The sequence below is a fragment of the Cupriavidus sp. C3SS-1 genome, from assembly GCF_057073755.1.
Map to the genome: position 1 here is coordinate 331,153 of NZ_CP172700.1, position 26,909 is coordinate 358,061.

General features: G+C 67.1%; 28 protein-coding genes and 1 tRNA gene. 12 read left to right on the top strand and 17 right to left on the bottom strand.

The window, feature by feature from the left end; genetic code table 11:
* Positions 1-6: 6 nt before the first annotated feature.
* The 8 genes from mdcH to ACIGJC_RS17580 form a co-directional block, all read right to left on the bottom strand.
* The gene (gene mdcH / locus ACIGJC_RS17545) at positions 7-939 is read right to left on the bottom strand and encodes a malonate decarboxylase subunit epsilon (protein ID WP_483713319.1); all 933 of its coding nucleotides are present in this window, start codon (positions 937-939) and stop codon (positions 7-9) included.
* The gene (locus tag ACIGJC_RS17550; RefSeq protein WP_483713321.1) at positions 936-1,580 is read right to left on the bottom strand and encodes a malonate decarboxylase holo-ACP synthase; all 645 of its coding nucleotides are present in this window, start codon (positions 1,578-1,580) and stop codon (positions 936-938) included. The genes mdcH and ACIGJC_RS17550 overlap by 4 nt, the downstream gene beginning before the upstream one ends.
* Positions 1,568-2,404 carry a biotin-independent malonate decarboxylase subunit gamma gene (mdcE, locus tag ACIGJC_RS17555; RefSeq protein WP_483713322.1) on the bottom strand — a complete coding sequence of 279 codons (837 nt, stop codon included), beginning with the start codon at positions 2,402-2,404 and terminating at the stop codon, positions 1,568-1,570. Before mdcE ends, ACIGJC_RS17550 begins: the two co-directional genes overlap by 13 nt.
* Positions 2,401-3,273 carry a biotin-independent malonate decarboxylase subunit beta gene (locus tag ACIGJC_RS17560; protein ID WP_483713323.1) on the bottom strand — a complete coding sequence of 291 codons (873 nt, stop codon included), beginning with the start codon at positions 3,271-3,273 and terminating at the stop codon, positions 2,401-2,403. Before ACIGJC_RS17560 ends, mdcE begins: the two co-directional genes overlap by 4 nt.
* Positions 3,270-3,587, bottom strand: coding sequence for a malonate decarboxylase subunit delta (locus tag ACIGJC_RS17565; protein ID WP_483713324.1), 318 nt, complete (start codon positions 3,585-3,587; stop codon positions 3,270-3,272). Before ACIGJC_RS17565 ends, ACIGJC_RS17560 begins: the two co-directional genes overlap by 4 nt.
* An 8-nt stretch (positions 3,588-3,595) precedes the next feature.
* Positions 3,596-4,504, bottom strand: a complete 909-nt coding sequence (locus ACIGJC_RS17570) for a triphosphoribosyl-dephospho-CoA synthase (protein WP_483713325.1) — start codon at positions 4,502-4,504, stop codon at positions 3,596-3,598.
* On the bottom strand, positions 4,504-6,162 hold the full coding sequence (gene mdcA, locus ACIGJC_RS17575; protein ID WP_483713327.1) for a malonate decarboxylase subunit alpha: 1,659 nt from the start codon (positions 6,160-6,162) through the stop codon (positions 4,504-4,506). Before mdcA ends, ACIGJC_RS17570 begins: the two co-directional genes overlap by 1 nt.
* Before the next feature lie 108 nt (positions 6,163-6,270).
* Complete coding sequence (locus ACIGJC_RS17580; protein WP_483713329.1) at positions 6,271-7,188, bottom strand: LysR family transcriptional regulator; 918 nt, start codon at positions 7,186-7,188, stop codon at positions 6,271-6,273.
* Between the two features lie 309 nt (positions 7,189-7,497).
* Between ACIGJC_RS17580 and ACIGJC_RS17585 the strand changes: the two genes are divergently transcribed.
* From ACIGJC_RS17585 to ACIGJC_RS17600, 4 genes are all read left to right on the top strand, one after another.
* Entirely contained in the window at positions 7,498-8,064 is a 567-nt protein-coding gene (locus ACIGJC_RS17585) for a phasin family protein (RefSeq protein WP_483713330.1), read from the top strand.
* A gap of 765 nt (positions 8,065-8,829) precedes the next feature.
* A complete protein-coding gene (locus ACIGJC_RS17590) occupies positions 8,830-8,994 on the top strand; it encodes a hypothetical protein (protein WP_483713331.1) in 165 nt (54 codons plus the stop codon).
* A gap of 107 nt (positions 8,995-9,101) precedes the next feature.
* A complete protein-coding gene (locus tag ACIGJC_RS17595) occupies positions 9,102-9,386 on the top strand; it encodes a hypothetical protein (RefSeq protein ID WP_483713332.1) in 285 nt (94 codons plus the stop codon).
* Between the two features lie 281 nt (positions 9,387-9,667).
* Positions 9,668-9,874: a hypothetical protein gene (locus ACIGJC_RS17600; RefSeq protein ID WP_483713333.1), complete on the top strand. Its 207-nt coding sequence runs from the start codon at positions 9,668-9,670 to the stop codon at positions 9,872-9,874.
* A gap of 98 nt (positions 9,875-9,972) precedes the next feature.
* On the opposite strand, the gene ACIGJC_RS17605 is transcribed toward ACIGJC_RS17600, so the two are convergent.
* The 3 genes from ACIGJC_RS17605 to ACIGJC_RS17615 form a co-directional block, all read right to left on the bottom strand.
* Entirely contained in the window at positions 9,973-10,485 is a 513-nt protein-coding gene (locus ACIGJC_RS17605; protein WP_483713334.1) for a DUF4142 domain-containing protein, read from the bottom strand.
* Positions 10,486-10,663: 178 nt separating this feature from the next.
* Entirely contained in the window at positions 10,664-11,095 is a 432-nt protein-coding gene (locus ACIGJC_RS17610; protein ID WP_483713336.1) for a PRC-barrel domain-containing protein, read from the bottom strand.
* A 159-nt stretch (positions 11,096-11,254) separates the two neighbouring features.
* Positions 11,255-12,685 (bottom strand): erythromycin esterase family protein, encoded by a 1,431-nt coding sequence (locus ACIGJC_RS17615; RefSeq protein WP_483713337.1) that lies wholly within the window; start codon positions 12,683-12,685, stop codon positions 11,255-11,257.
* Between the two features lie 369 nt (positions 12,686-13,054).
* On the opposite strand from ACIGJC_RS17615, the gene ACIGJC_RS17620 reads away from it, so the two are divergent.
* On the top strand, positions 13,055-17,119 hold the full coding sequence (locus ACIGJC_RS17620; RefSeq protein ID WP_483713338.1) for a CheR family methyltransferase: 4,065 nt from the start codon (positions 13,055-13,057) through the stop codon (positions 17,117-17,119).
* A gap of 113 nt (positions 17,120-17,232) precedes the next feature.
* Here ACIGJC_RS17620 and ACIGJC_RS17625 read toward each other — a convergent pair whose 3' ends face one another.
* On the bottom strand, positions 17,233-17,865 hold the full coding sequence (locus ACIGJC_RS17625; RefSeq protein WP_483713339.1) for a hypothetical protein: 633 nt from the start codon (positions 17,863-17,865) through the stop codon (positions 17,233-17,235).
* Positions 17,866-17,943: 78 nt separating this feature from the next.
* Between ACIGJC_RS17625 and ACIGJC_RS17630 the strand changes: the two genes are divergently transcribed.
* From ACIGJC_RS17630 to ACIGJC_RS17645, 4 genes are all read left to right on the top strand, one after another.
* A complete protein-coding gene (locus ACIGJC_RS17630) occupies positions 17,944-18,519 on the top strand; it encodes a recombinase family protein (RefSeq protein WP_483713341.1) in 576 nt (191 codons plus the stop codon).
* A 211-nt stretch (positions 18,520-18,730) separates the two neighbouring features.
* Positions 18,731-18,988 carry a DUF2795 domain-containing protein gene (locus ACIGJC_RS17635; RefSeq protein ID WP_483713342.1) on the top strand — a complete coding sequence of 86 codons (258 nt, stop codon included), beginning with the start codon at positions 18,731-18,733 and terminating at the stop codon, positions 18,986-18,988.
* A 5-nt stretch (positions 18,989-18,993) separates the two neighbouring features.
* Positions 18,994-19,374, top strand: coding sequence for a hypothetical protein (locus ACIGJC_RS17640; protein WP_483713344.1), 381 nt, complete (start codon positions 18,994-18,996; stop codon positions 19,372-19,374).
* An 88-nt stretch (positions 19,375-19,462) separates the two neighbouring features.
* A complete protein-coding gene (locus ACIGJC_RS17645; RefSeq protein ID WP_483713345.1) occupies positions 19,463-19,813 on the top strand; it encodes a VOC family protein in 351 nt (116 codons plus the stop codon).
* A gap of 53 nt (positions 19,814-19,866) precedes the next feature.
* Here the strand turns inward: ACIGJC_RS17645 and ACIGJC_RS17650 are convergent.
* Together ACIGJC_RS17650 and ACIGJC_RS17655 are read right to left on the bottom strand one after the other, a co-directional pair.
* Positions 19,867-19,953 (bottom strand) — tRNA-Leu (locus ACIGJC_RS17650).
* Between the two features lie 70 nt (positions 19,954-20,023).
* Positions 20,024-20,404: a hypothetical protein gene (locus ACIGJC_RS17655; protein WP_483713346.1), complete on the bottom strand. Its 381-nt coding sequence runs from the start codon at positions 20,402-20,404 to the stop codon at positions 20,024-20,026.
* Between the two features lie 258 nt (positions 20,405-20,662).
* On the opposite strand from ACIGJC_RS17655, the gene ACIGJC_RS17660 reads away from it, so the two are divergent.
* The gene (locus ACIGJC_RS17660) at positions 20,663-20,800 is read left to right on the top strand and encodes a hypothetical protein (RefSeq protein ID WP_483714524.1); all 138 of its coding nucleotides are present in this window, start codon (positions 20,663-20,665) and stop codon (positions 20,798-20,800) included.
* Positions 20,801-21,104: 304 nt separating this feature from the next.
* Positions 21,105-21,536, top strand: a complete 432-nt coding sequence (locus ACIGJC_RS17665) for an FKBP-type peptidyl-prolyl cis-trans isomerase (protein ID WP_483713347.1) — start codon at positions 21,105-21,107, stop codon at positions 21,534-21,536.
* Positions 21,537-21,555: 19 nt separating this feature from the next.
* Here ACIGJC_RS17665 and ACIGJC_RS17670 read toward each other — a convergent pair whose 3' ends face one another.
* Complete coding sequence (locus ACIGJC_RS17670; protein ID WP_483713348.1) at positions 21,556-22,386, bottom strand: MlaA family lipoprotein; 831 nt, start codon at positions 22,384-22,386, stop codon at positions 21,556-21,558.
* 41 nt (positions 22,387-22,427) lie between these two features.
* Positions 22,428-25,061, bottom strand: coding sequence for a hopanoid transporter HpnN (gene hpnN / locus ACIGJC_RS17675; protein WP_483714451.1), 2,634 nt, complete (start codon positions 25,059-25,061; stop codon positions 22,428-22,430).
* 187 nt (positions 25,062-25,248) lie between these two features.
* On the opposite strand from hpnN, the gene ACIGJC_RS17680 reads away from it, so the two are divergent.
* Positions 25,249-25,887, top strand: coding sequence for an MlaC/ttg2D family ABC transporter substrate-binding protein (locus ACIGJC_RS17680; RefSeq protein WP_483713349.1), 639 nt, complete (start codon positions 25,249-25,251; stop codon positions 25,885-25,887).
* A gap of 16 nt (positions 25,888-25,903) precedes the next feature.
* On the opposite strand, the gene ACIGJC_RS17685 is transcribed toward ACIGJC_RS17680, so the two are convergent.
* Entirely contained in the window at positions 25,904-26,905 is a 1,002-nt protein-coding gene (locus tag ACIGJC_RS17685; protein WP_483713351.1) for a lysylphosphatidylglycerol synthase domain-containing protein, read from the bottom strand.
* Between the last annotated feature and the right edge of the window lie 4 nt (positions 26,906-26,909).

Consider the following 26,909-nt stretch of genomic DNA (forward strand, 5'->3'; position numbering starts at 1 on the left):
GGGGCTTCAGTCCCTCTGCCGGCCACGCCGCATGATCGCGGCCAGTGTATCCACGCGCGCCCGGTCGGCGGCAATGACGATGCCATCCGCAAACACAGGTTGCGCCAGCCGCGTCAGCACGTCGCCCGGCGGCGCTTCGACCACCACGCGCATGCCGGTGGCATAGGCGAGCAGCATGGTCTCGTGCCAGCGCACGGGGATGGCCATGTTGCGGGCCAGGTCGTCGGCGATCCGGCGCGGGTCGCGCAGTTCGCGTGCAAGGCTTGCGCTGAAGTAGCGCAGGCGGGGCGCCGACAATGAAACAGCCGCCATGGCCTTCGCCAGCCCGTCGGCGGCGTCATCGAGCAAGGCGCAATGCGACGGCACGTGGATGGCGACGGGCTTGGCCGCCTGTGCGCCGTCCGCCAGGGCCAGTGCCGATACGGCTTCCATGGCTGCGATGCTGCCGGCAATCACGATCTGCGCCGGCGCGTTTAAATTCGCGAGATAGACTGGGCTTTGCGTCGTGTGGACCTGTGCCACCAGCGGTTCGAGCCGCGCGCGTTCCATCCCCAGGATTGCCGTCATGCCGAATCCATGCGGATAGGCCTGCTCCATGCGTTCGCCGCGCAGCCGGACCAGCCGCAACGCATCGGCAAACGACAGCACGCCGGCCGTGACGGCCGCTGCATAGGCACCGATCGAGAGCCCTGCGACAGCGTCCGGGTGTCCCCCTTCTTCGGCCAGGCATCGCGCCATGGCTACGCCAGACGTGAGCAGGCAGAGCTGCACCCAGATCGTCGAGCGCAGGCGTGCCGGCGTGTCCATCTCGGCCGTGGGTACTTGCAGGACATCGGCCGCTTCCGCGAGCACGTCGCTGACGGCCGGGTGGTCCGGTAGGTCCGCGAGCATCCCGCCCCGCTGCGAGCCCTGGCCGGGAAAGATCAGCAGCACGCTCATGGCGCGGGCTGCCACGGGTCGGCACACATCCTCGGTCCCTGCGCGGTCTTCAGCAGGACCTTGCCGCCGTTGCGCCGCCATTCGAGGAACGAGAAGCCGCCTTGCGGGGTGTCGACCTGGATGTCGATCCGTGCCGGACCGGCATCCTGCAGCGCGGCCAGCAGGCCAGTATCGGCCTTCGGCAGCGGATGGTCCGCGTAGACCAGCAGGTCGAGATCGCTGTCCGCATGCAGGACGTTGATGCCGCTGGCGATCGTGAAGCCGGCGCCCCCGCCCACGCCCCAGCGGATGCGCCGCGCATCGAGCGCATCGGCGGCCGCATCTAGCGTGCGGATGGCGGCGAGCGCCATCAGTTCAGGGCGCCGCCACGCGCGCGCCGCCGCGATGTCCGCAGGCGTGACCACGTGCGCCACATCGGCGGGAGCAATCCAGGTGCCGAAGCGCTCGGCACGCGATGCGCCGCGCAGGCCGACCGGAGTGGCATCGGGGCGGCACGCATCGCGGCGCACCACAACAGGCGTGGCGGTCAGCGCGTCCAGCGATAACCAGGCCGGCAATGCGACGCCCGCCAGGCTGCGCCGCGCGTCGGCCAGCCAGAGCAGGTCGTGCGGCGCCGGGTGGAACGTCGTCAGGCTTGCCATTGCTTGCGCAGGCAGTCACGCACCTGCCGCGATGCCTGGCGGTTCTCCCCGCTGCGCCGGCCGGAAAGGTCGGGGGCGCCGTCTCGCCGGATATCCGAGAGCGCGGCCAGGATGGTGTCGCGGGCAAGGTGGATGTCGGCAGGCTCCGGTGCATCGGCCGAGGCCACGTTGATCAGCCGCCACAGGATGCCCAGCGTGGCGAAGTTGCCGATGTCATACGCCATCGGCGGCACGGTGGCGGCCAGCGCTTCCAGGTCCTCGACCGTACGCATGGTGATGCGTGCCGCGGCGTCCTTGCCCATCGCGTGCACAAGTACGCCGCTATCGCGCAGCGCGATGATGCGGTTGGCCTGGTAGCCGTGGGCCAGGAACGCACCAGACATAGCCTTGCCGACGATCAGCGCCACCACGGGATGGCCTGCGAGGCGCGCCTGCGCATACGCCGCAGCGGCGGCGGCCAGCGACTGGTGGATCCCCAGTGCTTCCTCGCGCCGGCCATAAGCCTGGCTCGGCGTGTCCACGACCGCGACGATGGCGCGCTTGACCGCGGCATCGCGGTCCGCTTCCACCACTTCATGCACGGCCTGGGCCAGTGACCAGCCTTCGACCAGCCCGACTTCGCCATTGCGCGCGCGCGGAAAACGGCTTTGCGCATCGGGCACCACGGCGATCCAGCGGACCAGCGTACCAGCCAGTTCTCCGTCGGCGACGGTCACGGAGTGCGGAAAGCCCTCGCGGTACGACGCAGCCGGCGCCAGCGCGCGCAACCAGTGCGCGCCGCGGCTGACGTCCTGCTGGGGCAGGGTTTGGACGGTGGCGTTCATGCGTTGGACTCCCGATGGAAACGGCCAAAAAGGCGCTGTACTTCGGCCGGCGTTGGCTGGATGCCGGAGTCGTAGTCCTGCAGCACGGCAAGCACTTCACGGCGGCGCTCGCTACGGGGCGTGGCGGCTGACGGTACGCGCAGCTCGCGCGCTACCGCGTCGCGCATTGCGGCGCAGTCATCCGCGACGTACACGTCGGCAAAGCCCGTGGCCACACGTTGGGCGCCGCCCGTGAAACTCCAGATGAACGGCCGGTCGCGCGAGTCGTATTCCGCGATGCCGGCTTCCTGTTCGATCACGGCCGGGCCGTTCAGGCCCAGGCGGCCATCCTGCGTCATGACCAGCGACGTACACAGCCCGGCAGCAATCGACATGCCGCCGAAGCATCCGACCTGTCCGGCAATCACGCCGACCACCGGCTGGTAGCGCCGCAGGTCGACAATGGCCGCGTGGATGTCGGCAATGGCAGCCAGTCCCAAATTGGCTTCCTGCAGCCGCACGCCGCCCGTTTCCAGCAGCAGCACGGCGCGCGTCGGCACGCCACGGCGGTTGTCCGCGGCGGCAAGTTCCAGCGCGCCGGCAAGCTTGGCCCCGCCGACTTCGCCAAGGCTGCCGCCCTGGAACGCGCCCTCGATGGCCAGCACCACCACGGGCTGTCCGTCGATCTGTCCTTTCGCCACGATCACGCCGTCATCGCTTTGCGGCACGATGCCCTGGCGCGCCAGCCACGGCGACTGCAGGCCGTCGAACGGGCCGGCCAGCTCGCGGAAAGTGCCGCCGTCCAGCAGCGTGCGGGCCCGTTCGCGCGCGCCCAGTTCGATGAAGCTGTCCCGGTTCAGCAGCGATGCGCTGCGGGTCGGCGTGCTCATGGGTGCTCCTGTTGTCCGTGCGCATCGAGCGCTTCAAAGGCCTCGGCCAGCCGCATGCCGACCACGCCCGGCGTCGCGCCGAAGTCATGGATGCGGATCTGCATGGACGCGCGCGGCTGCGCTGCGAACACGCGTGCGAGCTGTGCGTCCCAGACGCGGGCATAGCCGTTGACGGAGGTGGTGATCTCCACGGTGGTGACGCCGCCAGTGCCGGGTTCGACCAGCACTTCGAGATCGCCCGATCCCACCACGCCGACGAGCGCGCGGGTTGCGGCAGGCGCTCCCGCCGGAAATTCAAATCGCAGTTGTTCCATGGAGGCTCCTAAATTTGCGCGGTGCCGGAGTCGAGCCGGTCGAGGAAGATCGTCGCGGCGAGCAAGTCCGCCGCGCCGCCCGGCGATGCGCGCCGCGCCAGCATGCCGGCGTCGAGTTCGCGCAGCAGGCGCCGTCCCGTGACCGTGCCGGGGCCGCCTGCCGCCAGCACCGCTTGCGCGCCGGCCTGCATATAGGCGAGCCCGGAGCGGCCCGTGCGGGCCAGCACGCAGGTATCGTCCAGCCCGCTCATCAGCGCGAGCAAGGCATTGAGCCGGGCAGCCGATTCGCTGTCGCCACGTGCACGGCTTTGCTGCAGGGCCGGCAACGCACGCCGCATGACATGCGGAAAGCCCGCGTGCGCCTGGGCCCGGGCACCGCCTACGCCATACGCAAGGCACGCCAGCTCGCCCTTGTTGCCGGTAACTGCTGGGCGATGCCGGTCAGACAGACGTGCAATGGCGCCAGCCGCATGGCTCACGGCGCGCGCGCCGGATCGTTCGCCGGCGGTTGCAACTTGCGCCGCCGCGCCAACCAGCAAGCCGATGCACCAGATCGCGCCGCGATGTGTGTTCACGCCGCCGGTGGCAGCCAGCATGGCCGCTTCGGCTTCTCGCCCGAGCGCGCCGAGCCGCTCGCGCAGCCCGTAGCCGACACGGGCCGCGCGCTGGCCGGCCATGGCCATGGCGGCGAACGAAGGGCCCAGCGCCTGTGCCGAACGCAGCATCAGCGCCAGCGTCAGGTCGGCATGCGCGCCATTGCCACGGCTGTCGACCAGCCCGGGCTTGGGCGACAGTTGTGCTTCTTCGATGATGGCGTCGACCGCCAGGTCGGCCAGCCTCTGCGCTTGCGCGGATGGGCCAGCGATGGCGGGAGCCGCGTCTGCAACCCGCAGGATTCTTGCCGCTGCGCCGCCCATCACCAGCTCCGGAAGCGTGCCGGCGGCGTGTACAGGCCACCGGACCATTCGACCAGGTCGGCCATGCTCTTCGCAGCCAGCAGGCTGCGCGTGGCCTGGCTGCGCTGCACGCCAAGATCCTCGGGCAGCGCGATCAGGCCATCGCTGCGCATGCGGCGCGTTTGCGCGGGATCGTGCTTCATGCCGATCGGCGTCACACCGGCCACGGCGGCGATCATCCGGCGCCGCTCTTCCAGCGATTGCGCCTTATAGAGGTAGGCGATGCCTTCTTCGGTCAGCACGTGCGTGACGTCGTCGCCGTAGATCATGACCGGCGCGAGCGGCATGCCGCTTTCGCGCGCGACGTCCACGGCGTCCATCGATTCGACGAAGGTCGGCTTGCCGCCGGCCTGGAAGGTCTCGACCATCTGCACCACCAGCTTGCGGCCGCGCGCGAGCGGGTCGTCGGTCTCGATCAGGTCCAGCCACGCGGGCGTGGGGTGGCGGCGGCCACCCGGGTTGTGGCCCATATTGGGCGCGCCGCCAAAGCCGGACAGCCGTCCGCGCGTCACCGTGGACGAATGCCCGTCGCCGTCGATCTGCAGCGTCGAGCCGATGAACAGGTCCACCGCGTACTGGCCCGCGAGCTGGCAGAGCGCGCGGTTCGAGCGCATGGAGCCATCCGCGCCGGTGAAGAAGATGTCGGGCCGCGCCGCCACGTACGGCTCCATGCCGAGTTCGCTGCCGAAGCTGTGCACGCCCTCGACCCAGCCCGTTTCGATCGCGGGGATCAGCGTCGGGTGCGGGTTCAGTGTCCAGTACTTGCAGATCTTGCCCTTCAGCCCTAGCGACTCGCCGTAGGTCGGCAGGATCAGTTCGATCGCCGCGGTATTGAAGCCGATGCCGTGGTTCAGCGACTGCACCTGGTGGCGCTCGTAGATGCCGCGGATCGCCATCATCGCCATCAGCACGTGCACCGGCTTGATCAGGCGCGGGTCGCGCGTGAACAGCGGCTCGCAGAAGAACGGCTGGTCGGCCTGCACCACGTAGTCGACCCAGGAACCCGGCACGTCCACGCGCGGCAGGTCGGCCGGATCGTCGACGATCTCGTTGACCTGCGCGATCACCAGGCCATCGCGGAACGCGGCGGCCTCCACCAGCGCGGGCGTGTCTTCCGTGCTCGGTCCGGTGTACAGGTTGCCGTCGCGGTCCGCCTTGTAGCCGGCGATCAGCACGACGTTGGGCACCAGGTCCACATACAGGCGGGCATACAGCTCGATATAGGTGTGGATGGCGCCGACCTCGAGCAGGCCGTCTTCCAGGAACTGCGAGATCCGGATGCTCTGCGCGCCCGCATACGAGAAGTCGAGCTTGCGGGCGATGCCGCGCTCGAACAGGTCCAGGTGCTCAACGCGGCTGACGCTCGGGATGATCATGTGCAGGCCGTTGACGCGCGCGGCGCTGACCTGGGCCAGCGAGCGCGACAGGAAATCCGCCTGCTTCTGGTTATTGCCTTCGACCACCACGCGATCGCCCGGGCGCAGCACCGCCTCCAGGAAGGGCACGATATCGCCGGTCGGTATGCGCTTGCCCTGCGCGATGGCGGCGCCTTGCTGCTTGCGCCGCGCCTTGGCTTCTCTGCGGGTGTTCCACTGGCGCCCGGGTGGGGTGCTGGTCATCGTGTCTCCGGCGTGGTCTGTCTGATGGTGTCAACCATAAACAGGGGCAGACCCCGGAACAATCACGCGGGCGGCAGGATCGTTACGCTTGGCGAAAGCGAGCGGGCCTTACTGTCCTTGCCGCATGGCCATGCGGCAGACCGCGGCCAGCGCCAGCAGGTTGGGGTCGCGCTCGCGCCGGCGCAGGAAGCTCAGGCCGATGGTCTGGCGGATATTGTCGTAGTCGGCGGTAAGCGGCACGAAGGCCACATTGCGCGGGGCCACTCCCTTCACGCGGCCTGGCAGCAGCGTATAGCCGACGCCGCCGCCGACCAGGTTCATCAGCGAGAAGATATCGCCGACCTTCATGACGAGGCTCGGCTGGAAACTTGCGATCCGGAAGGCTTCGACGAAGCCGCGCGACGTGGCGAAGCCTTCGGTCAGCGAGACGAAAGGTTCGTCGCGGCAGGTGCGCAGGTCCACGGCCGGCATCGCGGCGTAGGGCGAGTCGGCCGGCGCCGCGAAGAAGATGTCGTCCTCGAACAGCGGGATGGATTCGATCTCGGGGTCCGGCTCGGGCGTGGCCATCAGTGTGGCATCGATCGAGCCTTGCTTGAGCATCTGCAGCAGGTCGGTGTTCGAGCCCAGCACGAGTTCGGTCTGCAGCTCCGGGCGGCGCGCCTTGAGATCGATAACGATCCGCGGCACCGTCTGCGCCGTCAACGAGTACAGCGAGCCGATCTTGAGATGGTCGGCCAGGTACCCGGCGGCCTGGCGCGTGGCGCGGATGCCGTCGGCCATGGTCTTGATCACTTCACGTGCCGTATCGGCCAGCACATGGGCCGCATCGGTCGGGATCAGGTTACGGCCTTCATGCCGGAACAGTGCGCAGCTTGTGCCTTCCTCAAGCGAATGCAGCGCGCGATGCACGCTGACCGTACTGGTTTCCAGGATCTCGGCCGCCCTGGCCAGATTGCCCGATTCCATGAACGCAAGCAGCGCTTCAAGCTTGCGGAAGGTGATCTCTTCGCCGATGCGGATTCTCATTGGGAGGGGCGTGTAGGGACGAGCCGCCATCTTAGCGGGTGCGGCGGTCACCGCACTAGCCCACTGCCGGCGCCGTGATGCAGCCTGTCGAAATATAGGTGCCGGAAATGACCGGCCGGGCTAAAAGTCAACCGCGTGGGCCGGTCTGGCGCTGTCCATAACGCCCGGCTTCCGGACCGCGCTGGCCGCTTTCTCTTCGCGCGGAATTTCACTAGGCTCGTTCTTCCCACGGCGCAAGCGCCGAGCGGCATCGGCCTTTCGTCAATCAGTCCCTGCCTGGATGCGGGGATTCATCCCAAGGAGAGCACCATGCCAGAAGTGAATCTGCAGCCCGTGTACGCAGCCCAGGCGGCAGCCATGGATATCGTATTTGGCATGACGACAAAGACCCTGGAAGCGTGCCAGAAGCTCACCGAGCTGAGCATGCAGACCATGAAGGGGTCGATCGTCGACAGCCAGGAAGCCGTTCGCCAGGCGTTCAGCGCCAAGAATCCGCAGGAGTTGTTCGCCGCGCAGGCCACCGCAGTCGAGCCTGCGGCCGAGAAGGCACGTGCGTATTTCCAGCAGGTCCAGGAAATCGCCGCCAACACGCGCGAGGAATTCCAGAAGGTGGCGGCTGCGCAATTTGAAGCCAACAAGCGCACCTGGCAGGAAATCTTCGACAAGCTCGCGCAGAGTTCGCCGAATGGCTCGCAAGGCCCGCTGAATGCCTGGCAAGCGGCCATGGCTTCCGGCGTTTCGCTGTATGAGTCGATGCAGGAGTCGACCAAGCAAGCTGTGGGCGCTGTCGAGCGGCAGGTGGCCAGTGCCGCCGCTGCGGCGGCCGCGGCGCAAAAGGGGAATTCGCAGAGTGGGCGGGTGATCGTCAAGGGGTAGGGCGATCCCTTGTCGGCGTTGGCAGCGCAACGCCGACATCACATGCTCGCGGCAACAAGTTGTTCTCGGCTGGGCTGCTGCGCGCACTCACTGAAAACCGGGAAGGAGACGGGAGGGAAGAGATGGGGCGGAAGCACCGGCATTTGCGCCGTTGATGTCGTCCCGCCTGCCGACTACTGAGCCGCGTAGCAGCCGAAGGCGATGATGCGATATCGCCTGCATTGTCGGGCCACGGACAGTTTCGGGGCTCGTTCAATCATTGCCCGAGAGCCTCGTTCAATCATTGCCCGAGAGCCTGCATATGGACGCGCACCACGCGGCAGGCAGCCGGGCAGTCTCTGAAGCGAATACCCGTACGAAATTCTTCGCACACTACGATCAATATTCGTCCGCTAGGACAAGTAAACGCGCTTCTTTGCTTACTTTCTTGTCGCTTGGACAAGAAGTTACTCGCCGGCTACGCCGGCGAAACGGCGGCGCTTGCCAAGCACGACGCCAGCCGCAATGCTCCCAAGAACCAAAAAAAAGCCCGCTCCTTCGAGCGGGCAACCATCGGGAATCGACGCCCGGCGACCAGCACCGGGCATGTCTGAAGCTTATGTCGGAATAGCAACCTCCATCCTGTCCGAAACCATGCCGTTTCGAACATGAAGTCACCACTGACGGGAGCTTTCTATTTTCATAGCATGCAATTAATCATTGCAAATTCCGGATACCGCCATGACGCCAGGAAGATTTCGCGAACTCGTCATTCTGGATCGTTATATGAACGAACTGAAGGCCGAGATCAGCCTGCAACAGCAGCGTGCGACCCGGCTGACCGATGAGGCCGAGTCCGTCAAGGCTGCCCAGATGCTCGTCAGCCTGGAACGGGCGCTGGCGGCGCTCGAAGTTCGCATGAGCACCACGCGGCCCAGCAGGTCACGGTAGGCGGCAGCACAAGCTCGCTATCCGGACGGCCCCGCCCGTACGTATCGTCGCTCTGGCCGACATCCGGCGCGCGACATTGGCGGCTGGCAAGTTGCGAGGGAGGCAGCATGAGTTCGCTGGAGTATTGGTGCATCGCGCTGGCCGCTACGGGGCTGGTGCTGCTCGGGCGTGTCTTTGCGATCTACCGCATTCGTACCACCTTCATGGCGGACCCGGCCATGCGCGACGTCCTCTACAACCGCTTGCCGGGGTATGACGAAATGGCGTTCGCGCCCGAGCACTGGACCCGGTGGACAATCGGCGCCTGGCGTGCCTACGCGCAGAACGAAGCCGAAGTCGAGAACCGGCAGAACCGGCAGAACCAGCAGAACCAGCAGAACCGCCAAGTCTGAGCCGATACGCCCTTCCCGGGCGCGGTTTCCTGCCTGCGGCACGGCGCCCCTTGCCGCAGTAATTTTTTCAGGGCCTTCCCACCAATCCTGCGCGCAGCCGCCGCGAGAGGGTATGGGCCCGCCATGCGCCGCGCGCCATAACCGGCCGGCGGTGGCATGGACCCTGCTCAATGGAGGTCAGCTTCAGAAGCCGGTGCAGTGCCGCAGCCATCCGTTCATGGACGCGCCGCATCACGTCTCGCCGGCCAGGTTGGGGGCGCTTTGATCTCAGGAGGGGAATGATGGCGGACGGTGTCGTAAAGGTGATCCCGCTCACGGGCATGATCTGGGCGGTGGCCATGACGGCCGATGGCAAGACGAAGACCGAGACCTTCGCATGCCGGAGCGCGGCGATCGCGGCAGGCGTCCGGCTTGCGCTGCAGAACGAATCGGTACTGCTGATCGAGGGGCTCAGCGATGCATGCACGGGGACGGAATCCGTCCACTGATCAAGCGCACGCCGGGAAGTGTCCCGCGCCTTGATGCGGCAGCTGGCGCGCGCCCCGGCAACGGGGCGCGCGCGCTACGATCTCATTCGCTCATTCATTCATTTGTTCTTGGCCGCGAGGTTACGCGCCATGTCGAGGTGGTGCTCCAGCGTCGGCAGCGTCTTGCTCGCGAAGGACTTGACGTCGCTATCGCTGGCGGACTGCGAGGCCTGGCGGAACAGGTCCACGGCCTGCATATGCGCCTGCACGCCGACCGAGTCCGCATAGCGGCGGTCGAAGGCTGTGCCGCTGAGCCCCTTGAGCGCATCCAGCGTGGCGCGGTCAGAGGCGTCCGGTGTCGCAGGCAGCGCCACCTTCTTGCGGCTGGCGAGCTGCTTGAGTTCATCGGCCGCGGCCTGGTGATCCTTCACCATCCGCGCGGCGAAGTCCTTGACGGCGCTGTCACTGGCCTGCTGCTGCGCCATCTTGCTGGCCTCGATCTCCATGGTGCCGGCCTGCGCGGCCTTCTTCATGAATTCGGTGTCGGAGGCAGACGGTGCGGCGTGGGCGGGAATGACAACGGCAAACGCCAGGACGGCGGCGAGATGTCCTGGAAAGCGGGTAGCGGTCACGGCAGGCTCCTGTAGTGCACTCGGGTGATGCGATCCTTGTGCAAGCTTCGTGCCGTCCGGATGGCCGGCGCCGATGCGCGTGGCACCGTGGCGATGCAGGTTTAGCAGGCGGCACCGCGCGGCCACTACGCCGCGGTTGCGAAGCCGGGCGGAGCGCCCGGCGTTCCGGCTTAAGGTCTTACAGGAGCGGTGTATTGCCCATCCAGTACGGCTCGCGCTCATAGTAGCGATGCACGTCGGTGGCCCACTGCTGGTCGGCCATGCGCGGCCAGCTGTCCTTGTTGAACCCGGGTGCGTTCTTGATGCGGTCGGCGGTCATGCCCAGGCGGAAGCATTTGGCGTCCGTGTCCATGACCAGCGCGCTCCACGGAATCGCATGCAGCGTATCGCCCATGCCGAGGAACCCGCCGGTGCTGAGCACCGCGTACGCCACGCGGCCGCGTGGCACGTCTATCATGATCTCCTTGATTTCGCCGACGTGCTGGTCGTCCGACGAATAGACCTTGGTGTCGTCCAGCGTCGATGCGGCCATGATCTCCGGGCCGGGGCCTTCGCCGACGCCGCCGCCCACGATGGCAGCGCCTTGGTTCGAGGTGAGATTGGGATCCATTGCAGTCTCCGAACGGTTGCAGGTGCCATCCTGGAGCAACCTGCGTGCCCGCCTGCTACGCATCGCCGGAGCGCGCCGCGATGCGCGCTGCGGGCGTTGCGCATCGACCGGCGCGCGGCAGAATCTACAACGGTCGGTAATGACGCCGCGAACGCGGTATCACAGACCGAACGGGTATGTGTCCGGCATATCGCCCATATCGCCCATATCGCCCATATCGCCGGCCGTCCGCGCGGCTGGTGGCGCTGCCAGCGGGCGCACGGCCGTGGTCGTGTCCAGCCAGAGCCATCCGTCAAACTGGTACGGCAGCACCGCGTGCATGTAGTGGCTGTGCAGTTCGGTCTCGGGCTGGTAGATCACGCCGATGAAGCGTTCGCGCTGTGGCTCGAGCAGCGCGTCGCGCAGCGCGGCGCCCGCGCCCGCCACGCCATCGCGCAGGTCCACGAACGCGCGCGGCAGGCCGGCCGCATGGGCCACGTACTCGTAGCTGTCGGCCCGCGCCGGCAGGACCTTCTTGACCCGCATCGGCCCATCCCACGTCGAGGCCGCCGCCACCGTGCCGGTGTAGGTATCGAGGCCGATCAGCGCGGCCCGGCTGCCCATGGAGCGACGGCACAGCTGGCCCAGGTTCAGCTGGTTGTGTTCGGTCCCCATCGTCGTGGCCGAGGCATCGCCGATGTGGGAGTTGTGCGCCCACACCACCGCGCGGCAGCCGGGCCCCCAGGCCTCCAGCAAACGCGTCAGCGTGTCATGCATGTGGGTGTCGCGCAGGTTCCAGCTGGCCTCCGACGCCTGGTACATGGCGCGGTAGTACTGTTCCGCGGACGCGACCAGGCGGGCGTTCTGCGCGGCTTCGAAGAATGCGTCGTGGTCGCCGAGCGCGTACTCGATGCGCTTTTCAAGCAGCGCGCGCAACTGGGCAATGACCTGGTCCTCGCAGGCCGAGGCCGTCGCCGACAGTACGGCGAGGCCGTAGCGCGCGGGCTGGCTTTGCCACGGCACCAGGCACGCATAGCGGCGGCGCGCGAGCGCGGCTTCCGCGGGGTCCACGCGCTCCAGGTAGGCCAGCACCGCCGCCATCGATGCGGACAGGCTATAGATGTCGAGCCCGAAGAAGCCGGCGCGCTCCGCGGGGTTGCGCTGGAGATTGAAGTCGCGCATCCAGTCGACCAGCGCGGCGAATTCGGTGTTCCGCCACATCCAGGTGGGAAAGCGCGAGAAGTTGGGGCCGGCGGATGCCGGCGGCGCGCTGCGGTGGCGCACATAGCGGTCGATGGCCGCGGCGTCGGGCCAGTCGGCCTCGACGGCAACGACAGTAAAGCCATGTTCGCTGATGAGCCGTTGGGTCAGCCGGGTACGCGCGCGGTAGAACTCGGCCGTGCCGTGCGACGCTTCGCCCAGCAGCACCACGCGTGCATTGGCATAGTGGTCGATCCAGTCGGCAAAGCCGGCATCGTCAAGCTCGGGAAGGTGCGTGGCGGCCTGCGCGAACAGCCGCGCCGGCGGCGCCGGTGGTTCGCGCTGGCTGTCGCGGTGCCAGGCAACGGAGGGCGGATGGTGGTCGGAATGGGTGACGGAATGGTGGGCCATACCTGTCCTTGCCGGCCGTTCATGGCCGGGAAAGGCCCTGCGCGGTAGCGCGGCCGGCCCGACGTGCGCCGGGCGCCGTGCGGATCGCGGGAGCGGGTGGATGTGGTGAGTCCCACGCAAGATCCGTGACACAGGATGCTGCCGGTGCGATGTTGGACGGAGATCCGTCATGCCATGACGGACCGGATATCGGATGCGCAACACGATGGCAAGGCCTGCCCCCGGAACGGGCGTGGTTCGAGTCGCCTCCGCGCCACGTCGCGCTACCGGCACTGGCGGGCGGCTATTCCCCCATTTGGGCGCGCTGGCAAGGGCGTTGCGTAGTAATATTTCCTTCTTACCCTCAGATCAGCAAATTTGCGCACCACGATGGCTTCATCCCGAGTGAAATCGCTCCCCAGCCAACTCTCCTTTCCTGTCGTCGGCATCGGTGCGTCGGCCGGCGGCATCGAGGCGCTCAAGACATTTTTTGAAGCCTTGCCAGGGCGTAGCGGCGCAGCTTATGTGGTGGTGGTGCATCTCGCCCCGGACCACGCGAGCAACCTGCCCGCCGTGATCGGCGCGGTCGCCGCCATGCCGGTGACGCAGGTCACGGGCACCACGACCATCGAGGCCAACCAGATCTATGTGATTGCGCCGTCGATGACGCTGTCGATGGTGGACGGCTACCTGAGCGTCGAAGCGGTGGGCGCGCTCGACAGCCGCCGCGCGTCCATCGACCTGTTCTTCCGTTCGCTGGCGGAGGCGCATCGCGAACGGGCCGCGGCCATCGTGCTGTCCGGCGCGGGCGCGGACGGCTCGGTCGGCATCACGCGCGTGAAGGAGCTTGGCGGCATCGTCATTGCGCAGCAGCCTGAGGACGCGGCGTTTTCCAGCATGCCGCGCGCGGCGGTCAGCACCGGGCAGGTCGACATCATCCTGCCGGTGCCGGAGATGCCGCAGAAGCTCATGGAGTTGTGGACCAACGCCAGCCGCATCCGCCTGCCCTCGGATGCGGAATCCGGCGACAGCGTCGCCGCCGCAGCCGATACCGAGCACATCCTGCGCGAGATCATGGTGATCCTGCGCACGCGCACCTCGCATGACTTCCGCCAGTACAAGCGCGCCACCGTCCTGCGCCGCATCGAGCGGCGCATGCAGGTGAACGGGCTCAGCGAACTGTCCGAGTACCGCGACTTCCTGCACGGCCACCCGGACGAAACGCCGCTGCTGTTGCAGGACATGCTGATCAGCGTGACCAATTTCTTCCGCGACCGCGAGTCCTTCGACGCGCTGCGCACGGAAGTGCTGCCGCAGATCATCGCGACCCGTCGGGCCGAGGGCGATCCGATCCGTGTCTGGAGCGCGGGCTGTGCCACCGGCGAGGAAGCCTACTCGCTGGCCATGCTCCTGCAGGAGGCAACAGGCGAAACGGCCGAAGCCGTGCCGTACCAGGTCTTCGCCACCGACATCGATGAGCGGGCCATCGCCCAGGCGCGCATGGGGCTTTATCCGGAGGCGATCGCGGCCGATGTGGACGCCGGCCGCATGCGCCAGTTCCTGACGCGCGATGCCGGGCACTACCGCGTCAAGAAAGAGCTGCGCGAACATGTACTGTTCGCGCTGCACAACGTGCTGCGCGATCCGCCATTCTCGCGGCTCGACATGGTGTGTTGCCGCAACATGCTGATCTACCTCGATCGCGAAGCCCAGCTGGAAGTGCTGCGCACCTTCCACTTTGCGCTGCGCCCGGGCGGCTACCTGTTCCTGGGCGGCTCGGAGGCGGCGGACAGCGTTGCGAACCTGTTCAGCGTGGTCGACAAGAAGGCCAGGATCTATCGCGCCAACGTCGCGGTGCGCGCCGATGCGCCCATGCCGCAGGCGCCCGCGACCATGGCGTCGGCCCTGCCGATGATGATCACGCCCCATACGGGGCGCCGCAAGTTCTCGTTCGGCGACCTGCACCAGCGCGTGATCGAGCAACATGCGCCGCCGAGCGTGCTGGTCAGCCGCGAGTCGGACATCGTCCACCTGTCGGACCGCGCCGGACGCTTCCTGCAATATGCCGGCGGCGAGCCGTCGCACAACATCATCGCGGCGGTGCGGCCGGAATTGCGGCTCGAACTGCGCACCGCGATCTTCCAGGCCCTGCAGGCCAACCACAGCGTGGAAGCGCGCCGCGTGCAGCTCGAGCGCGACGGCCGGCGTTTCTTCGTGAACATGATTGCGCGGCCCGTCCACGACGTCGAAGCCAACGCGGACTTCGTGCTGATCCTGTTCGACGAGGTCGAGGACAGCATGGCCGAGGCGGACGCCATGGCGTCGAAGCCGCTGCGCGATCCGGTGGTCAGCCAGCTCGAAAGCGAGCTGCACCGCACCAAGGAGCAGCTGCAGGCCACGATCGAACAGTCGGAGACCTCGACCGAGGAGCTCAAGGCGTCGAACGAGGAATTGCAGGCCATCAACGAGGAACTGCGTTCGGCGACCGAAGAGCTCGAGACCAGCAAGGAAGAGTTGCAGTCGATCAATGAAGAGCTGACCACCGTCAACGCCGAGCTCAAGTCGAAGGTCGAAGAGACCAGCAAGATCAACGACGACCTGCAGAACCTGATCACGGCCAACGACATCGGCACGATCTTCGTGGACCGGAATATCCGCATCAAGCGGTATACGCCGCGGGCGACGGATGTGTTCAGCATCATCCCGTCCGATATCGGACGGTCGTTGCTCGACATCACGCACCGGCTCGAATATGACAAGCTGTCGGACGATGCCGCCGAAGCCTTCGATTCGCTGCGGCTGATCGAGCGCGAGGTGCGCAGCAGCGACGGCCGCTGGTACCTGGCGCGGCTGCTGCCCTACCGGACCACCGAGGATCGCATCGACGGGGCCGTGCTGTCGTTCATCGACATTACGTCGCGCCGGGCCGCGGAAGAGCGCCTGCGCGATGGCGAGCGGCGCATGCGCATCGTTGCCGAAGGCACGCGCGACTACGCCATCATCACATTCGACGACGAAGGCCGCGTCACCAGCTGGAACGTCGGCGCGCAGCGCATCTTCGGCTACGACGAGGCCGAGATGCTGGGCCGGTCGTCCGACGTCCTGTACACGCCCGAAGACCGCGACCAACGCGTGCCGGCCGAGGAGATGAACCAGGCCCGCAAGTACGGGCGGGTCGAGGAAGACCGCTGGCACGTGCGCAAGGACGGCACGCGCTTCCGTTCCAGCGGCGTGCTGTCGCGGCTGGAAAGCGGCGGGATCAGCGGCTACGCCAAGATCGCGCGCGACCTCGACGAGGCCTTGCCGCAAGGCGCCCCGCGCAACGAGTCGTCATGGCGGCACGACGAAGACCAGGTGCGGCGCGACGAATTCCTGGCGGTGGTGTCGCACGAACTCAAGCACCCGCTGAACCTGATCAGCGCGAGCAGCGAACTGATCTCGCGCTCGAGCGAGGCACGCCGCAATCCGCTGATCGCGCGCGCGACGGCGACCATCCGCCGTACGGTGCAGAACCAGGCGCAGATCATCGACGACCTGCTCGATATGTCGCGCGTGCGTACCGGCAAGCTCTCGCTCACGCGCGAGCCGCTGGACTGGCGCGAGGTCGTGCAGCGCGTCTGCGATGCCGCGTCCGAGGACGCTTCGCGCAAGAACTTGACGCTGCACTGCGAACTGGCCGAAACGCCGGTGTGGATCAATGCCGACGTCACGCGGATCGAGCAGGTGGTCTGGAACCTGATCAGCAATGCGCTCAAGTTCACGCGGGACGGCGACCGGATCGACGTCAAGCTGGAGAACCAGGGCGATCACGCCAGGCTGGTCGTCCGGGACAGTGGGCATGGCATCGACCAGCAGGCGTTGCCCCATATCTTCGACATGTTCCACCAGGGCGGCGGTCCGCGCGGGCGGCAATCCGGTCTTGGCATCGGGCTGTCGCTGGTCAAGGAGCTGGTGACGCTGCATGGCGGCACGGTCAGTGCGGACTCGGCCGGCTTTGGCCGCGGCGCCAGCTTCACGGTCGAATTGCCGGCCGGATCCGGCGAGCAGCACGATGACGGCGAGGTGCCGGTGACGCCCTCGTTGCTGCGCGGCATGCGCGTCATGCTCGTGGACGACGATGCGCCGACGGTGGAGACGTTCCGGATGCTGCTCGAATCGGAAGGCGCGGTGGTGCAGGTCGCCACGGACGCCGAGACCGCACTCAGGGAGATGGCGTCCAGCGCGCCGGACCTGCTGCTGTCCGATCTTGGCATGCCCGGCATGGATGGCTTCGAACTGCTGCGTGCCGCGCGCCAGCTCTCGGGCCTGGAAAACCTGACCGCCGTCGCGCTCAGCGGCTACGGGCAACAGCGGGACATCGACGCCGCGCTCCAGGCCGGCTTTGACGCCCACGTGTCCAAGCCGATCGTGCTGGACACCCTGTTGACGACGCTGCTGCGCCTGCGCACGCGCTGAAGCGGACACGGCGCCTGGAAGCCGTCCCGTTTGCCGGGGCGGTTCCAGGCGCCGATGATTTTCGCTTTTTCTTCTTTCGGGCTTTCGGGCTTTCAGTCCTTCCGCTGTCCCGCCTAGCGGCTGCGCGAGCGCGAACTCGAGGCGGCGTTGGTCTGCTGCCGCAGCCGGTTGCGCTGCGCGCGCAGCGCCATCACGGTCTGGCACAAGGTGTGCAACAGCATCTCGGTAAACGCGGTCGGCAGCCCATCTTCGCGAAGCTGTCGCGTGAAGCGAATCTGGCGACGGATATTGCTGCGGACTTCGGCGATATGTCTTTCAATATCGAACAATCGCTTGGATGTACAGTCGGGCGCCGTGCGCACGCGCACGGCGGCCTCGGGCTGGAGAGTGCCGGCATTGTCGTCGGCGGTGGGTTCGGGCGCGGCGATTTCCGAGTCCGGATGCATGTCGATCCAGCTCTTGGCCCAGGCCAGCCCCTGGGCCTGCGCACGTTCACGGGTCCGGAAAAGGCCCAGCGTGCCCGACTCCACCAGCACGGCGCCGGCATGCACTACGCAGCCAGCAGCCTGCCAGGTATCGTCGGAGAGCAGCGTTGCGGAACCTTCGACCGTATGATCGTAATATTGTTGCGTCGTCATCGGCACTTTCTGTCTCCAGTCGCGGCCGGTTTGCATTCGCAGTGCAACCGATCCTTGTTGTCTCGGTGTATTAACGAGATGGTAAGAAAGGTTGAGCTGTGCTGACATATCGGCGAGCCGTTATGAATGCTACGATTCCGGACACCGTAAGGGTGTCAGGCCGCCGGCAAACGGCAAGGAGATCGAATGCCGTCCATGTATCTCTATACGAATCAGGCAGGAAGCCTCAGCGAGTTTGAAAGCGAATGCATGGCGCTGGACGCTGCGGGTTACGTCGTGAACATCGGCAACGCCTGGTGGGAGCGCACGTCGGGAACGGGGCCGGCCCTGCAGCGTCCGGCGTTCCAGCAGATGCTGCGGCGCCTGCGCGCGGGGGACACGATCCTCACCGCTACGCTTGCCAGCCTTGGTTGCAACCTGCGTGACGTCATTGCCACGGCGCAGCACTGCCGCGCGCTGGGGGTGCGTGTGTGTTGCGTCGAAGTCGGCGATGACGACCTGACCGCACCCGGCTCCGTGACCATGCGCACCCTGCAGGCCATTGAACGGCTGGAGCGCCAGGGGCGCAGTGCGCGCATGAAGCTGAGCGCGCAGGAGGCCGCCGATCGCGGCGCGAAACTGGGCCGCAAGCCCTTGCTGGAACCCGACATGCACGAAGAAATCCGCGCCGCCATTCGTGTCGGCACGTCGATCAGCGAGCTGGCGCGGACACTGCGCGTGTCGCGCCAGACCATCATGCGCATTCGCGACGGCTGGTCGTGAGCGCTGCGCGGGTTTTGCAATCCGCGCACCTCCCCGATGCAATTTCTTTCCACGCGGCGCGGTCTCGGATCGGCTGCGTCGCGTGATCGCTCTTGTCGTCCATCGCGACAGACGTGCTTCGATTCCGGCATGGGCTTTGCGTCCCTCAAGGCCACGCATGCAGCCTGCGCGGAACGTCTTGCCGTGCAGGAGAACCGATGGAGGCTATGGTATGGAACGCGACAAAGACAAGGGCGGCAAGGGTGACAAGGGCAGCAAGGGTGACTCCGCTCGCAACCAGCCGAACCCGATCGCGCTGCAGAAAGCGCTGAAGGGCGTCGATTATCCGGCCACGCGCGGCGCGCTGGTTTCGGCCGCGCGTGACAGCGGCGCCGACGACGCGATCGTCGATGCGCTGGAAGGCATTCCCGAAAAGCGCTACGAGGACCCTGCGCAGGTTTCCGAAGCCGTGGCCCATCATCGCGGGTAGCGGCCATGCGTGACATGCGTTGTGCGGCATCCGCCGCGATCGCCGCGATGACTCTGTGCTGCAGCGTGACGGGCCTGGCCCAGGACACGTCGAACCGTGCCGACTACGGCCCGAAGGACAGCAGGATCATCGGGCCCATGGCGCCGGGCAGCGCGCCCGCGGCCACGCGCAAGGGGGCTGACAATCCCGGCGCGTTGGGCAAGGGCCTGAACGACACGCCGCAGCCCCCTGCGACCGGCGCGGGTTTGCCCGGAAAGCCTGCCGCGCGTCCGGACGCCGAGTCCGCCGGCAAGACTTCGACCTCCGGCCTTCATGGCAGCCCGCGCAAGGGGACGGGCGGTGCAAGGATCGACCAGGTGCGCCCGCCTGACGAAAAGGCGCGCTGAAGCGGCCCGGTCATCCGGGCGTGCCGTTCCGTGTCATCATCGGCACTTTCCTGATGCGGGCTGCCGTTCAGCTTGCCGCCGGAGTGCCATGAAAGTCAAACGCATTGTCGCGAACCTTTTTGCGCCGGATCTCGATACGGCTCGTGCGTTCTATCGGGATGTTCTGGGCCTGGAACTGCTGATGGATCACGGATGGCTTGCCACCTATGGCTCGCACGAGTCCATGTCGGTGCAAATCAGCGTGGCTTCGGAAGGTGGCTCGGGAACGCCGGTGCCGGACCTGTCGATCGAGGTCGATGACCTTGACGCGGCGCTCGAGCGCGTGCGGGCTGCCGGCATTGCGGTGGAGTACGGCCCCGCGCTGGAACCGTGGGGCGTGCGGCGCTTCTACGTGCGCGATCCGCTTGGCAAGCTCGTCAACGTGCTGGTCCACTGCTGACATCGCGCGCACCAATGAAAAAAGGCTTGCCGAAGCAAGCCTTTTCCAAATCTTGGTGCCCAGGAGAGGACTCGAACCTCCACAGTGTTGCCACCGCTAGGACCTGAACCTAGTGCGTCTACCAATTCCGCCACCTGGGCAAGTGAGCTGCGCATTGTACCAGAGGATTCGGGGAATGCAAGCGGTACGCCGCGAAGACCAATATTCGCGCTACGCCTGCGGTGGCCGCAGGTGTTCCTGCAGCCGCGAGAGCTCCAGCGCAATGCCGTCGGGAAAGCCCTGGCGCCCGCCGCGCTTGTCGATGAGCAGGTCTTCGAGGTACGCCAGGATGCCATCGGGATGGCTCCACAACGCAGCGAGCTGGTTGCCGATACGCGGAAAACGGCGGCACAGCTCCAAGGGCCGGGCTTCTGGCGGCAGCGAGGCCAGCCAGCGTACTGCCGCGGGCGTCAGGGCCAGCGTGTCGGGCGGCGCGGGCCTGCGCAGGCTGGGCCAGTCCGGCGCTGCGTGCTCGGGCGGCGCGCCGTCCAGAATCTTTTTCGCTTCCTCGACGGAAACGAATTCGAACGAGAGGGGTTCCTGGGGTTCCATGCCGGTCAACAATCGGAAAGGGATCAACACAAGCCTGCGCCTGCCTCATACAACTTCGGTCGTTCCGGCATTTTCCTGAAGCCTGGCGTCATGCGGCAACACCATACTGTGTGCCGGTTCGCGCCGTCGCAATATTCGGGTTTGTGCCAGCTTTCGCAGGCGCTGGCGTTGGAGTCTACTGGAAACGCGCACAAGACGTGGCTGGATGGAAGATCGGGCTGCACGTTGCAAGGGTTGCTCATCGCTTTCCAGTCGGACATGAATTCCTACGGAGACTACACCATGGTGACCAAGCAGGAAGATGCGTTCATTGTGAAGAACCTGCTCGCGCTGGCAGCAGTGGAAACGATCGGCGCGGCCATTGCGCTGGGCTTCGTCTTCAACGTACTTACCTGAGTCTCCGGGACGGCCCGCCCTACGCCTGCACGGGTCACATCGCCCTCCGCTCGTCAGTCGGAAGATTGACGAATCGCCCCGGTCCGACAATTTTTCGTCGATGGACCGCCGTCACGACGACTTCGCGCAGATGATTACCACCATGCCCGCCATGGCGGGTTAGCGCGCGTCCTCAGATCCGTTCCCGCAAACACCCGCCCCAAGGCGGGTGTTTCGTTTCCGTGAATCGGCGCGTCTGGTCCCCGCCGGGCGGGTTACACTGCCCGCTCATTCCATTCCACAACGCCGCTGCACCGGATTTCCCATGAAACGAATCGCTCTGCTTCTCAGTGCCATGACTTTTGCCTGCGCCGCCGTGGCGGCCGCACCGGGCGCCTCGGCACCGGCCGCCGCCGCAGCGCCGCAGACGCTGCCCTCGGGCATGACCATCCAGCACCTGGTCAAGGGCACCGGCCCGTCGCCCAAGGCCACCGACACCGTCCAGGTGCATTACCGCGGCACGCTGGCCGACGGCACCGAATTCGACAGCTCGTACAAGCGCGGCCAGCCGATCTCGTTCCCGCTGAACCGCGTGATCCCGTGCTGGACCGAAGGCGTGCAGACCATGCAGGTCGGCGGCAAGGCCAGGCTGACCTGCCCGGCGGCAACCGCCTACGGTGCGCGCGGCGTGCCGGGCACGATTCCGCCGAATGCCACGCTCACGTTCGAGGTGGTGCTGCTGGGCATCGGCGGCTGAGTTTCCCGGCGCCTGGGCGCTATTGCCCCGGTGTCCCGGAAGCGGGCGCTGCGGGCTCGACGCCCGGCGCGGATGCCGGTGCCGGCGACGAGGCGGGCGTCGGCATGGCCGCGCCTTCCGCCTCCTCGTCGTCACCGTAGTCGGGCAGCTTGCCGCCGCCGCCATCCAGCAGGTAGCGCCGGCGCTGCACGTAGGCATCGCGGACAAATGCGTACTTGTCCAGCGCCGCCAGCGAGAGCAGGTCCGTTGCGCCGAGCAGGTTGGTGCGCACGTCCACCACGTTCATGGCAAACAGCGAATTGCGCCAGGCCGGATCCAGGTAGGTGGTTGGGTCGAGCTGGAAATTCACATACAGGCCCACGCCATCCCGGAACGAGCTCGGGCCGAAAAACGGCAGCACCAGGTAAGGCCCTGGCGGTACGCCCCACGTGCCCAGCGTCAGCCCGAAGTCCTGCGAATGCTTCTGCAGGCCGGCCGGCGTGGCAATGTCGATCAGCCCGCCAATCCCCAGCACGGAGTTGATCGCCACCCGCATCAGGCTCTCGGCCGCATCCACGCCCTTGCCCTGCAGCAGGTTGTTGGCGAAGTTGCCCACGTCCGCGATATTCGAATAGAAGTTGGTCACCGCGGTGCGCACCGGTTGCGGCGTGACCGCGCGGTAGCCCTTGGCCACCGGCGTGGCGACGTATTGGTCGAGCTTGTCGTTGACCTTGAAGACCACGCGGTTCATCGGTTCGAGCGGGTCATCGGGGTTTGCCTGCGGGCCGGTGGCGCAACCGGCCGCAAGCAGCGGAACGAGAGCGATGCATGCCAGCCGTACGGGCTGGCGCGTCATTGAGGGGAGCGGCATGGAACTGCGGATGAGTCGCGGTCGCGATCGATTAGTTGTGGTTATTCAACGGGTGTTGCGTGGGGCCGGTGCGCGCGTTCGCGCGGGCGGCCCATCAGGATCGGCTGGAAGAACACGGCGCCCGCCAGCGTGCACATGAGCGCCAGCGCCAGCAGCTTGCCCATGCTCGCGGTGCCGGGATGCTGCGACAGCCACAAGCTGCCGAACGCCGTGGCGGTGGTGGCGGCGCTGTAGAGCACGGCGTGCGTGAGGCTGGACTGCAGCAGCTTGGTCTTGCCATGGCGCCATGCAATCACGTAGTAGATCTTGAAGGCGACGCCAATGCCGAGCAGCAACGGCAGCGCGATCACGTTGGCGAAGTTCAGCGCAATGCCGAACGCCGCGCACAGTTCCAGCGTGACGATGGCCGACACCAGCAGCGGGATGAGCGTGCGCAGCACATCGCCAATCCGGCGCAGCGCAATCCACAGCAGGATCGTGATGGACAGCACGGCCCAGCCGCCGGCCTGCGCGAAGGCGCCCATGATCGTATCGGCGGAGCCGCGGATGGCGATCGGCCCGCCGGTTGCGTTCGGCTCGACGTGGAGCACCGCGTCGATGAATCGGTTGAGCGCGGCTTCGCGTTCGATGCCGTCCTGCTGCGGCAGTCGCGGGGTGATGCTGACCAGCGCGCGCCCATCCGGGGTCAGCCACTCGCGCGCGATCTCCTTCGGCAGGGTTTGCTGCGAGACGGGCAGCGGATCGAGCATCAGGCGCAGGCGGCCCAGGGCCAGGCGCAGCGGCAGGGCAATGGCCTGCTCGGCGCGGTCGCGCGTGGCGGCATCGGCGTCCGCGAGCCGCTTCAGCGCCTTGGACAGGCGGGTTGCCTGCGCGGCGCCGGCTTCGGGATGTTCGTCCGCCGCGATGGCGAGCTGGCGCGACGCATTGCGCAGCGCATTGACGCGTGCCATGTCGCTGGCCGGCGTGGCGGTCTGCTGCGTGAGCACGGGCATCAATGCGGTGCGCGCCGTGCCGATGGCCGCAAGCTTGGCAGGCTGGTCGTCGGGAACGAAGGTCTGCAGCGTGACGACGCGCGCCACTTCGGGCAGCGGCGAGACCCTGGCTGCGATCTCGCGGGCGGCATCGAGCGAGGGGGCCAGCACCGTGACATCGTCGGTGCCTGCTTCCGGCGCATCCTTGAGTGCCAGCAGCGTCGCCATCGATTCCGAGTGCGGGTCCTTCAGGTGCAGCGGGTCGAAGTCGAAGCGCAGGCGCAGCAGCAGCGGCGATCCCAGCAGGATGGCGGCGCACGTGAACAGGAGCACCGGCTTGCGATGGCGCTCGAAGAACGCATCGGCCGGGGCCAGCCAGCCAAAGCCCGGCGCCTCGGCTTCGCCGCGCGGCTTCAGGACCTGGATGAGGGCAGGCAGCATCGTGAATGTCGTCAGGAACGCGACCATCATGCCGACGCCGGCGATCTGCCCCAGTTCCGCGACGCCGCGAAAGTCGGTGGGCAGGAAACAGAAGAACGCCGCCGCCGTGGCCGCGGCGGCCAGCGTGAGCGGCAGCGCGGTTGCCTGTGCGGCATGTTCCAGCGCCTCCGCAATATGGTCGCGATCATGGCGTTCGGCGCGATAGCGCACGCCGAACTGGATGCCGAAGTCCACGCCAAGGCCGACGAACAGCACCGCGAAGGCGACCGAGATCATGTTGAGCGCGCCCACCATGGCCAGGCCCAGTGCGGCGGTCATCAGCAAGCCCGTGAACAGGCTGGCCAGCACCGCCAGGATCAGCCGGACGGAGCGCAACGCCATCCAGAGAATCAGCACCACCACCAGCACCGTCAGCAAGCCATTGAGCGCGGCGCCGTCGCTGACCGAGGCGAACTCGTCGTCGGCGAGCGGCTGCGGGCCGGTCAGGCGCATGCTGGCCTGGTAGCGCTGCGCCAGTTTCAGTTCGGCTGCCGCGGCGCGGATGGCATCGGCAGCGGCCGCGCCGGCCTGCAAGTCGCTGTAGTCGAGCACGGGGCTGACCGAGACAAAGCTGAAGACGCGTCCCTCCTTGTCCGGCTTGAGGCTGTCGTCGAGCAGGGCGGCCCACGACATCGCGGCCGGCTTGCCCGCCAGTACCTGCTCCAGCGCGCCCGCGCCCGCGCCCAGCAACGTGTCCATATCGGACAGCTTGATCTGGCCCATCGTCAGCGGCAGGCCCAGCGTGGCGGCAAGCGTGTCGGACAGTCCGCGCAGCGTCGGGTCGTGCGCGAGCTGGTTCAGCAGCGGGCGCGCCTGGACGAGTTGCTGCGTGACCTGTTCGACTTCGGCCGTGCGCGCGAACAGCAGGCCGTTGCGCGCAAAGAACTCGCCCGCGCCGGGCTGGCTGACGGAGCGGAAGTGCTCCGGATGGCGCCGCAGTGCATCGGCGAGTTCGTTGGCGGCGGCATCGGCCAGTTCCGACGCGGGCGCCTGCACCACGGCCAGGATCATCTGTCCGCGCTGGGGAAACGCTTCGCCGATGGCCGCATCGCGCCGGGCCCAGGGGGCGTCGGATTCCAGCAGGCGGCCGATGTCCGTGTTGATGGCGAAGTGCCGCGCCACATAGAAGCCGCTGGCAGCGGTGAGCAGCAGGCTCGCCACGATCACCAGCCAGGCGCGGATCGTGGCGAGCCTGACGAGGCGGGTCAGCAGCGAGGTCAGCATGGCGTGCTCGGGACAGGGCTTGAGCCGCGAGTATACCGGCTGGCACGCGATCAGCCCGGGCGCGCGTGGCGCATGCGGCGCAGCCAAGGTAGGCATCCTCGTTCCGCTATACTGGCCCGGCATCCCGGATGCGATGCGGCGCGGCGTCCGGAGCCTTTTTCAAACGCATCTTGCAGCACACTTCGGCATGAACAGATTCGGCTTGATTTCCTTTGCGCCGGTTGCGGCGGTCGCCATGGTGGCCACGGCGCAGGCGCAGACCGTGCAGCCCGGCGATCTCAAGGCCGCACCGGAGCGCCTGGTGCAGGCGGCAGTGGAAGGCGTGATCACGACCATCCAGACCAACCCCGAGACCCGCAGCGGCGACCTGGCGAAGATCACCGCAGTGGTCCAGAAGCAATTCCTGCCCTATACGGATTTCGGCCGCACTACGCGGCTTGCGGTCGGCAGCGCATGGCGCAATGCCACGCCGGAACAGCAGAAGCAGCTCAACGAGCAATTCACGACGCTGCTGGTGCGCAGCTATGCGGTGTCGCTTGCACAGCTGCGCGAGCAGAACGTCAAGTTCCGCTTCAAGCCGGCGCAGCCCGGCGGCGGATCGGGCGACGTCGTGGTGGAATCGCGCGTGCTCAACAACGGTGATGAGATGCAGATCGACTACCGGCTGCAGCGCACGTCAGGCGGCTGGAAGATCTACGACATCAACATGATGGGCGCGTGGCTGATCGAGGTGTACCGCAAGCAGTTTGCCGATATCGTCGCGCGCGGCGGTGTCGACGGGCTGGTGAAGTACCTGGTCGACCATAACGCGCGGCAGGCCGCCTAGACCGGACGCGCCACGCTTACTGTGCGCTGCCGTTGGCCGCCTCACGGTGCCAGCGGCGCAGCTCTACCCACTGCCATGACAGCAGCGCGGGCACGCCGTACAGGATCTCCCGCGCGCGCTTGACCAGCGCCAGCGCCAGCGACACATGGGCGTCCATGCCGAGCGCCTGGCCCAGCAGCATCACCACGGCCTCCTGCACGCCCAGCCCGGCCGGCACGAAGAACGCCACGTGGCGCACGGCCTGCGTGAGCGACTCGATCGCGAAGGCTTGCCAGAACGGGACAGGGTGCCCCAGCAGCATCAACGCGAACCAGATTTCGAGCGTGCCGCTGACCAGCCCCGCGAATTGCCAGGCCAGTGCCGCCAGCAGTTCGCGCCAGCGCCGGTTGAGCGCGCGGATATGGGCATCGAGCCGCGCACCGTCGATCATGGCGACAATGCGGTGATCCTGGCCGAACAGCTTGCGCGCCGCGCCCTCCAGCTTCTCGAACAGCGCCACATGGCGCAGCGACAGCGCGAATACCACCGGCACGGGCAGTGACAGCAGCAGCCCGGCCAGGATGATCCAGGCCTGGCCGCTGTCATGCAGCGCGGCGATGAGCATCAGCACGCCCAGCGCCGAGAACAGGTACTGCGCGAACAGCGTGACCATGACCTCGACGACGATCGTGGCCGTGACGGCCGTGGTGTCGTGGATGCGCAGCCGGCTCAACCGCACGCCGACCAGCTCGCCGCCGATGCTCATGGTCGGCAGCAGGCGGCTCACCGCTTCGCGCACGCTGGCCACCCACAGCAGGAAGCCAAGACCCGCCTTCTCTTCGGGATCGGCCGAGGTCAGCAGCACGCGCCAGCCCTGCGCATCGAGCAGCAGCGGCAGCGCGTGCAGCGGCACCAGCAGCAGGAGCAGCCAGCCGCCCTGCGCCATCACGGTGGCGATATCGCCGAGACCTTCGTGTATCACCAGGGCGGTGAGGGCGAGCAGGCCCAGCAGGCCGGTCAGGTAGGCGATGCGTTTCATGCGA

Excerpts from the sequence above, each read along its gene's own strand:
- mdcH (WP_483713319.1), bottom strand. The coding sequence starts at position 939 with ATGAGCGTGCTGCTGATCTTTCCCGGCCAGGGCTCGCAGCGGGGCGGG.
- ACIGJC_RS17550 (WP_483713321.1), bottom strand. The coding sequence starts at position 1,580 with ATGGCAAGCCTGACGACGTTCCACCCGGCGCCGCACGACCTGCTCTGG.
- mdcE (WP_483713322.1), bottom strand. The coding sequence starts at position 2,404 with ATGAACGCCACCGTCCAAACCCTGCCCCAGCAGGACGTCAGCCGCGGC.
- ACIGJC_RS17560 (WP_483713323.1), bottom strand. The coding sequence starts at position 3,273 with ATGAGCACGCCGACCCGCAGCGCATCGCTGCTGAACCGGGACAGCTTC.
- ACIGJC_RS17565 (WP_483713324.1), bottom strand. The coding sequence starts at position 3,587 with ATGGAACAACTGCGATTTGAATTTCCGGCGGGAGCGCCTGCCGCAACC.
- ACIGJC_RS17570 (WP_483713325.1), bottom strand. The coding sequence starts at position 4,504 with ATGGGCGGCGCAGCGGCAAGAATCCTGCGGGTTGCAGACGCGGCTCCC.
- mdcA (WP_483713327.1), bottom strand. The coding sequence starts at position 6,162 with ATGACCAGCACCCCACCCGGGCGCCAGTGGAACACCCGCAGAGAAGCC.
- ACIGJC_RS17580 (WP_483713329.1), bottom strand. The coding sequence starts at position 7,188 with ATGAGAATCCGCATCGGCGAAGAGATCACCTTCCGCAAGCTTGAAGCG.
- ACIGJC_RS17585 (WP_483713330.1), top strand. The coding sequence starts at position 7,498 with ATGCCAGAAGTGAATCTGCAGCCCGTGTACGCAGCCCAGGCGGCAGCC.
- ACIGJC_RS17590 (WP_483713331.1), top strand. The coding sequence starts at position 8,830 with ATGAACGAACTGAAGGCCGAGATCAGCCTGCAACAGCAGCGTGCGACC.
- ACIGJC_RS17595 (WP_483713332.1), top strand. The coding sequence starts at position 9,102 with ATGAGTTCGCTGGAGTATTGGTGCATCGCGCTGGCCGCTACGGGGCTG.
- ACIGJC_RS17600 (WP_483713333.1), top strand. The coding sequence starts at position 9,668 with ATGGCGGACGGTGTCGTAAAGGTGATCCCGCTCACGGGCATGATCTGG.
- ACIGJC_RS17610 (WP_483713336.1), bottom strand. The coding sequence starts at position 11,095 with ATGGATCCCAATCTCACCTCGAACCAAGGCGCTGCCATCGTGGGCGGC.
- ACIGJC_RS17615 (WP_483713337.1), bottom strand. The coding sequence starts at position 12,685 with ATGGCCCACCATTCCGTCACCCATTCCGACCACCATCCGCCCTCCGTT.
- ACIGJC_RS17620 (WP_483713338.1), top strand. The coding sequence starts at position 13,055 with ATGGCTTCATCCCGAGTGAAATCGCTCCCCAGCCAACTCTCCTTTCCT.
- ACIGJC_RS17625 (WP_483713339.1), bottom strand. The coding sequence starts at position 17,865 with ATGTCAGCACAGCTCAACCTTTCTTACCATCTCGTTAATACACCGAGA.
- ACIGJC_RS17630 (WP_483713341.1), top strand. The coding sequence starts at position 17,944 with ATGCCGTCCATGTATCTCTATACGAATCAGGCAGGAAGCCTCAGCGAG.
- ACIGJC_RS17635 (WP_483713342.1), top strand. The coding sequence starts at position 18,731 with ATGGAACGCGACAAAGACAAGGGCGGCAAGGGTGACAAGGGCAGCAAG.
- ACIGJC_RS17640 (WP_483713344.1), top strand. The coding sequence starts at position 18,994 with ATGCGTGACATGCGTTGTGCGGCATCCGCCGCGATCGCCGCGATGACT.
- ACIGJC_RS17645 (WP_483713345.1), top strand. The coding sequence starts at position 19,463 with ATGAAAGTCAAACGCATTGTCGCGAACCTTTTTGCGCCGGATCTCGAT.
- ACIGJC_RS17655 (WP_483713346.1), bottom strand. The coding sequence starts at position 20,404 with ATGGAACCCCAGGAACCCCTCTCGTTCGAATTCGTTTCCGTCGAGGAA.
- ACIGJC_RS17660 (WP_483714524.1), top strand. The coding sequence starts at position 20,663 with ATGAATTCCTACGGAGACTACACCATGGTGACCAAGCAGGAAGATGCG.
- ACIGJC_RS17665 (WP_483713347.1), top strand. The coding sequence starts at position 21,105 with ATGAAACGAATCGCTCTGCTTCTCAGTGCCATGACTTTTGCCTGCGCC.
- ACIGJC_RS17670 (WP_483713348.1), bottom strand. The coding sequence starts at position 22,386 with ATGCCGCTCCCCTCAATGACGCGCCAGCCCGTACGGCTGGCATGCATC.
- hpnN (WP_483714451.1), bottom strand. The coding sequence starts at position 25,061 with ATGCTGACCTCGCTGCTGACCCGCCTCGTCAGGCTCGCCACGATCCGC.
- ACIGJC_RS17680 (WP_483713349.1), top strand. The coding sequence starts at position 25,249 with ATGAACAGATTCGGCTTGATTTCCTTTGCGCCGGTTGCGGCGGTCGCC.
- ACIGJC_RS17685 (WP_483713351.1), bottom strand. The coding sequence starts at position 26,905 with ATGAAACGCATCGCCTACCTGACCGGCCTGCTGGGCCTGCTCGCCCTC.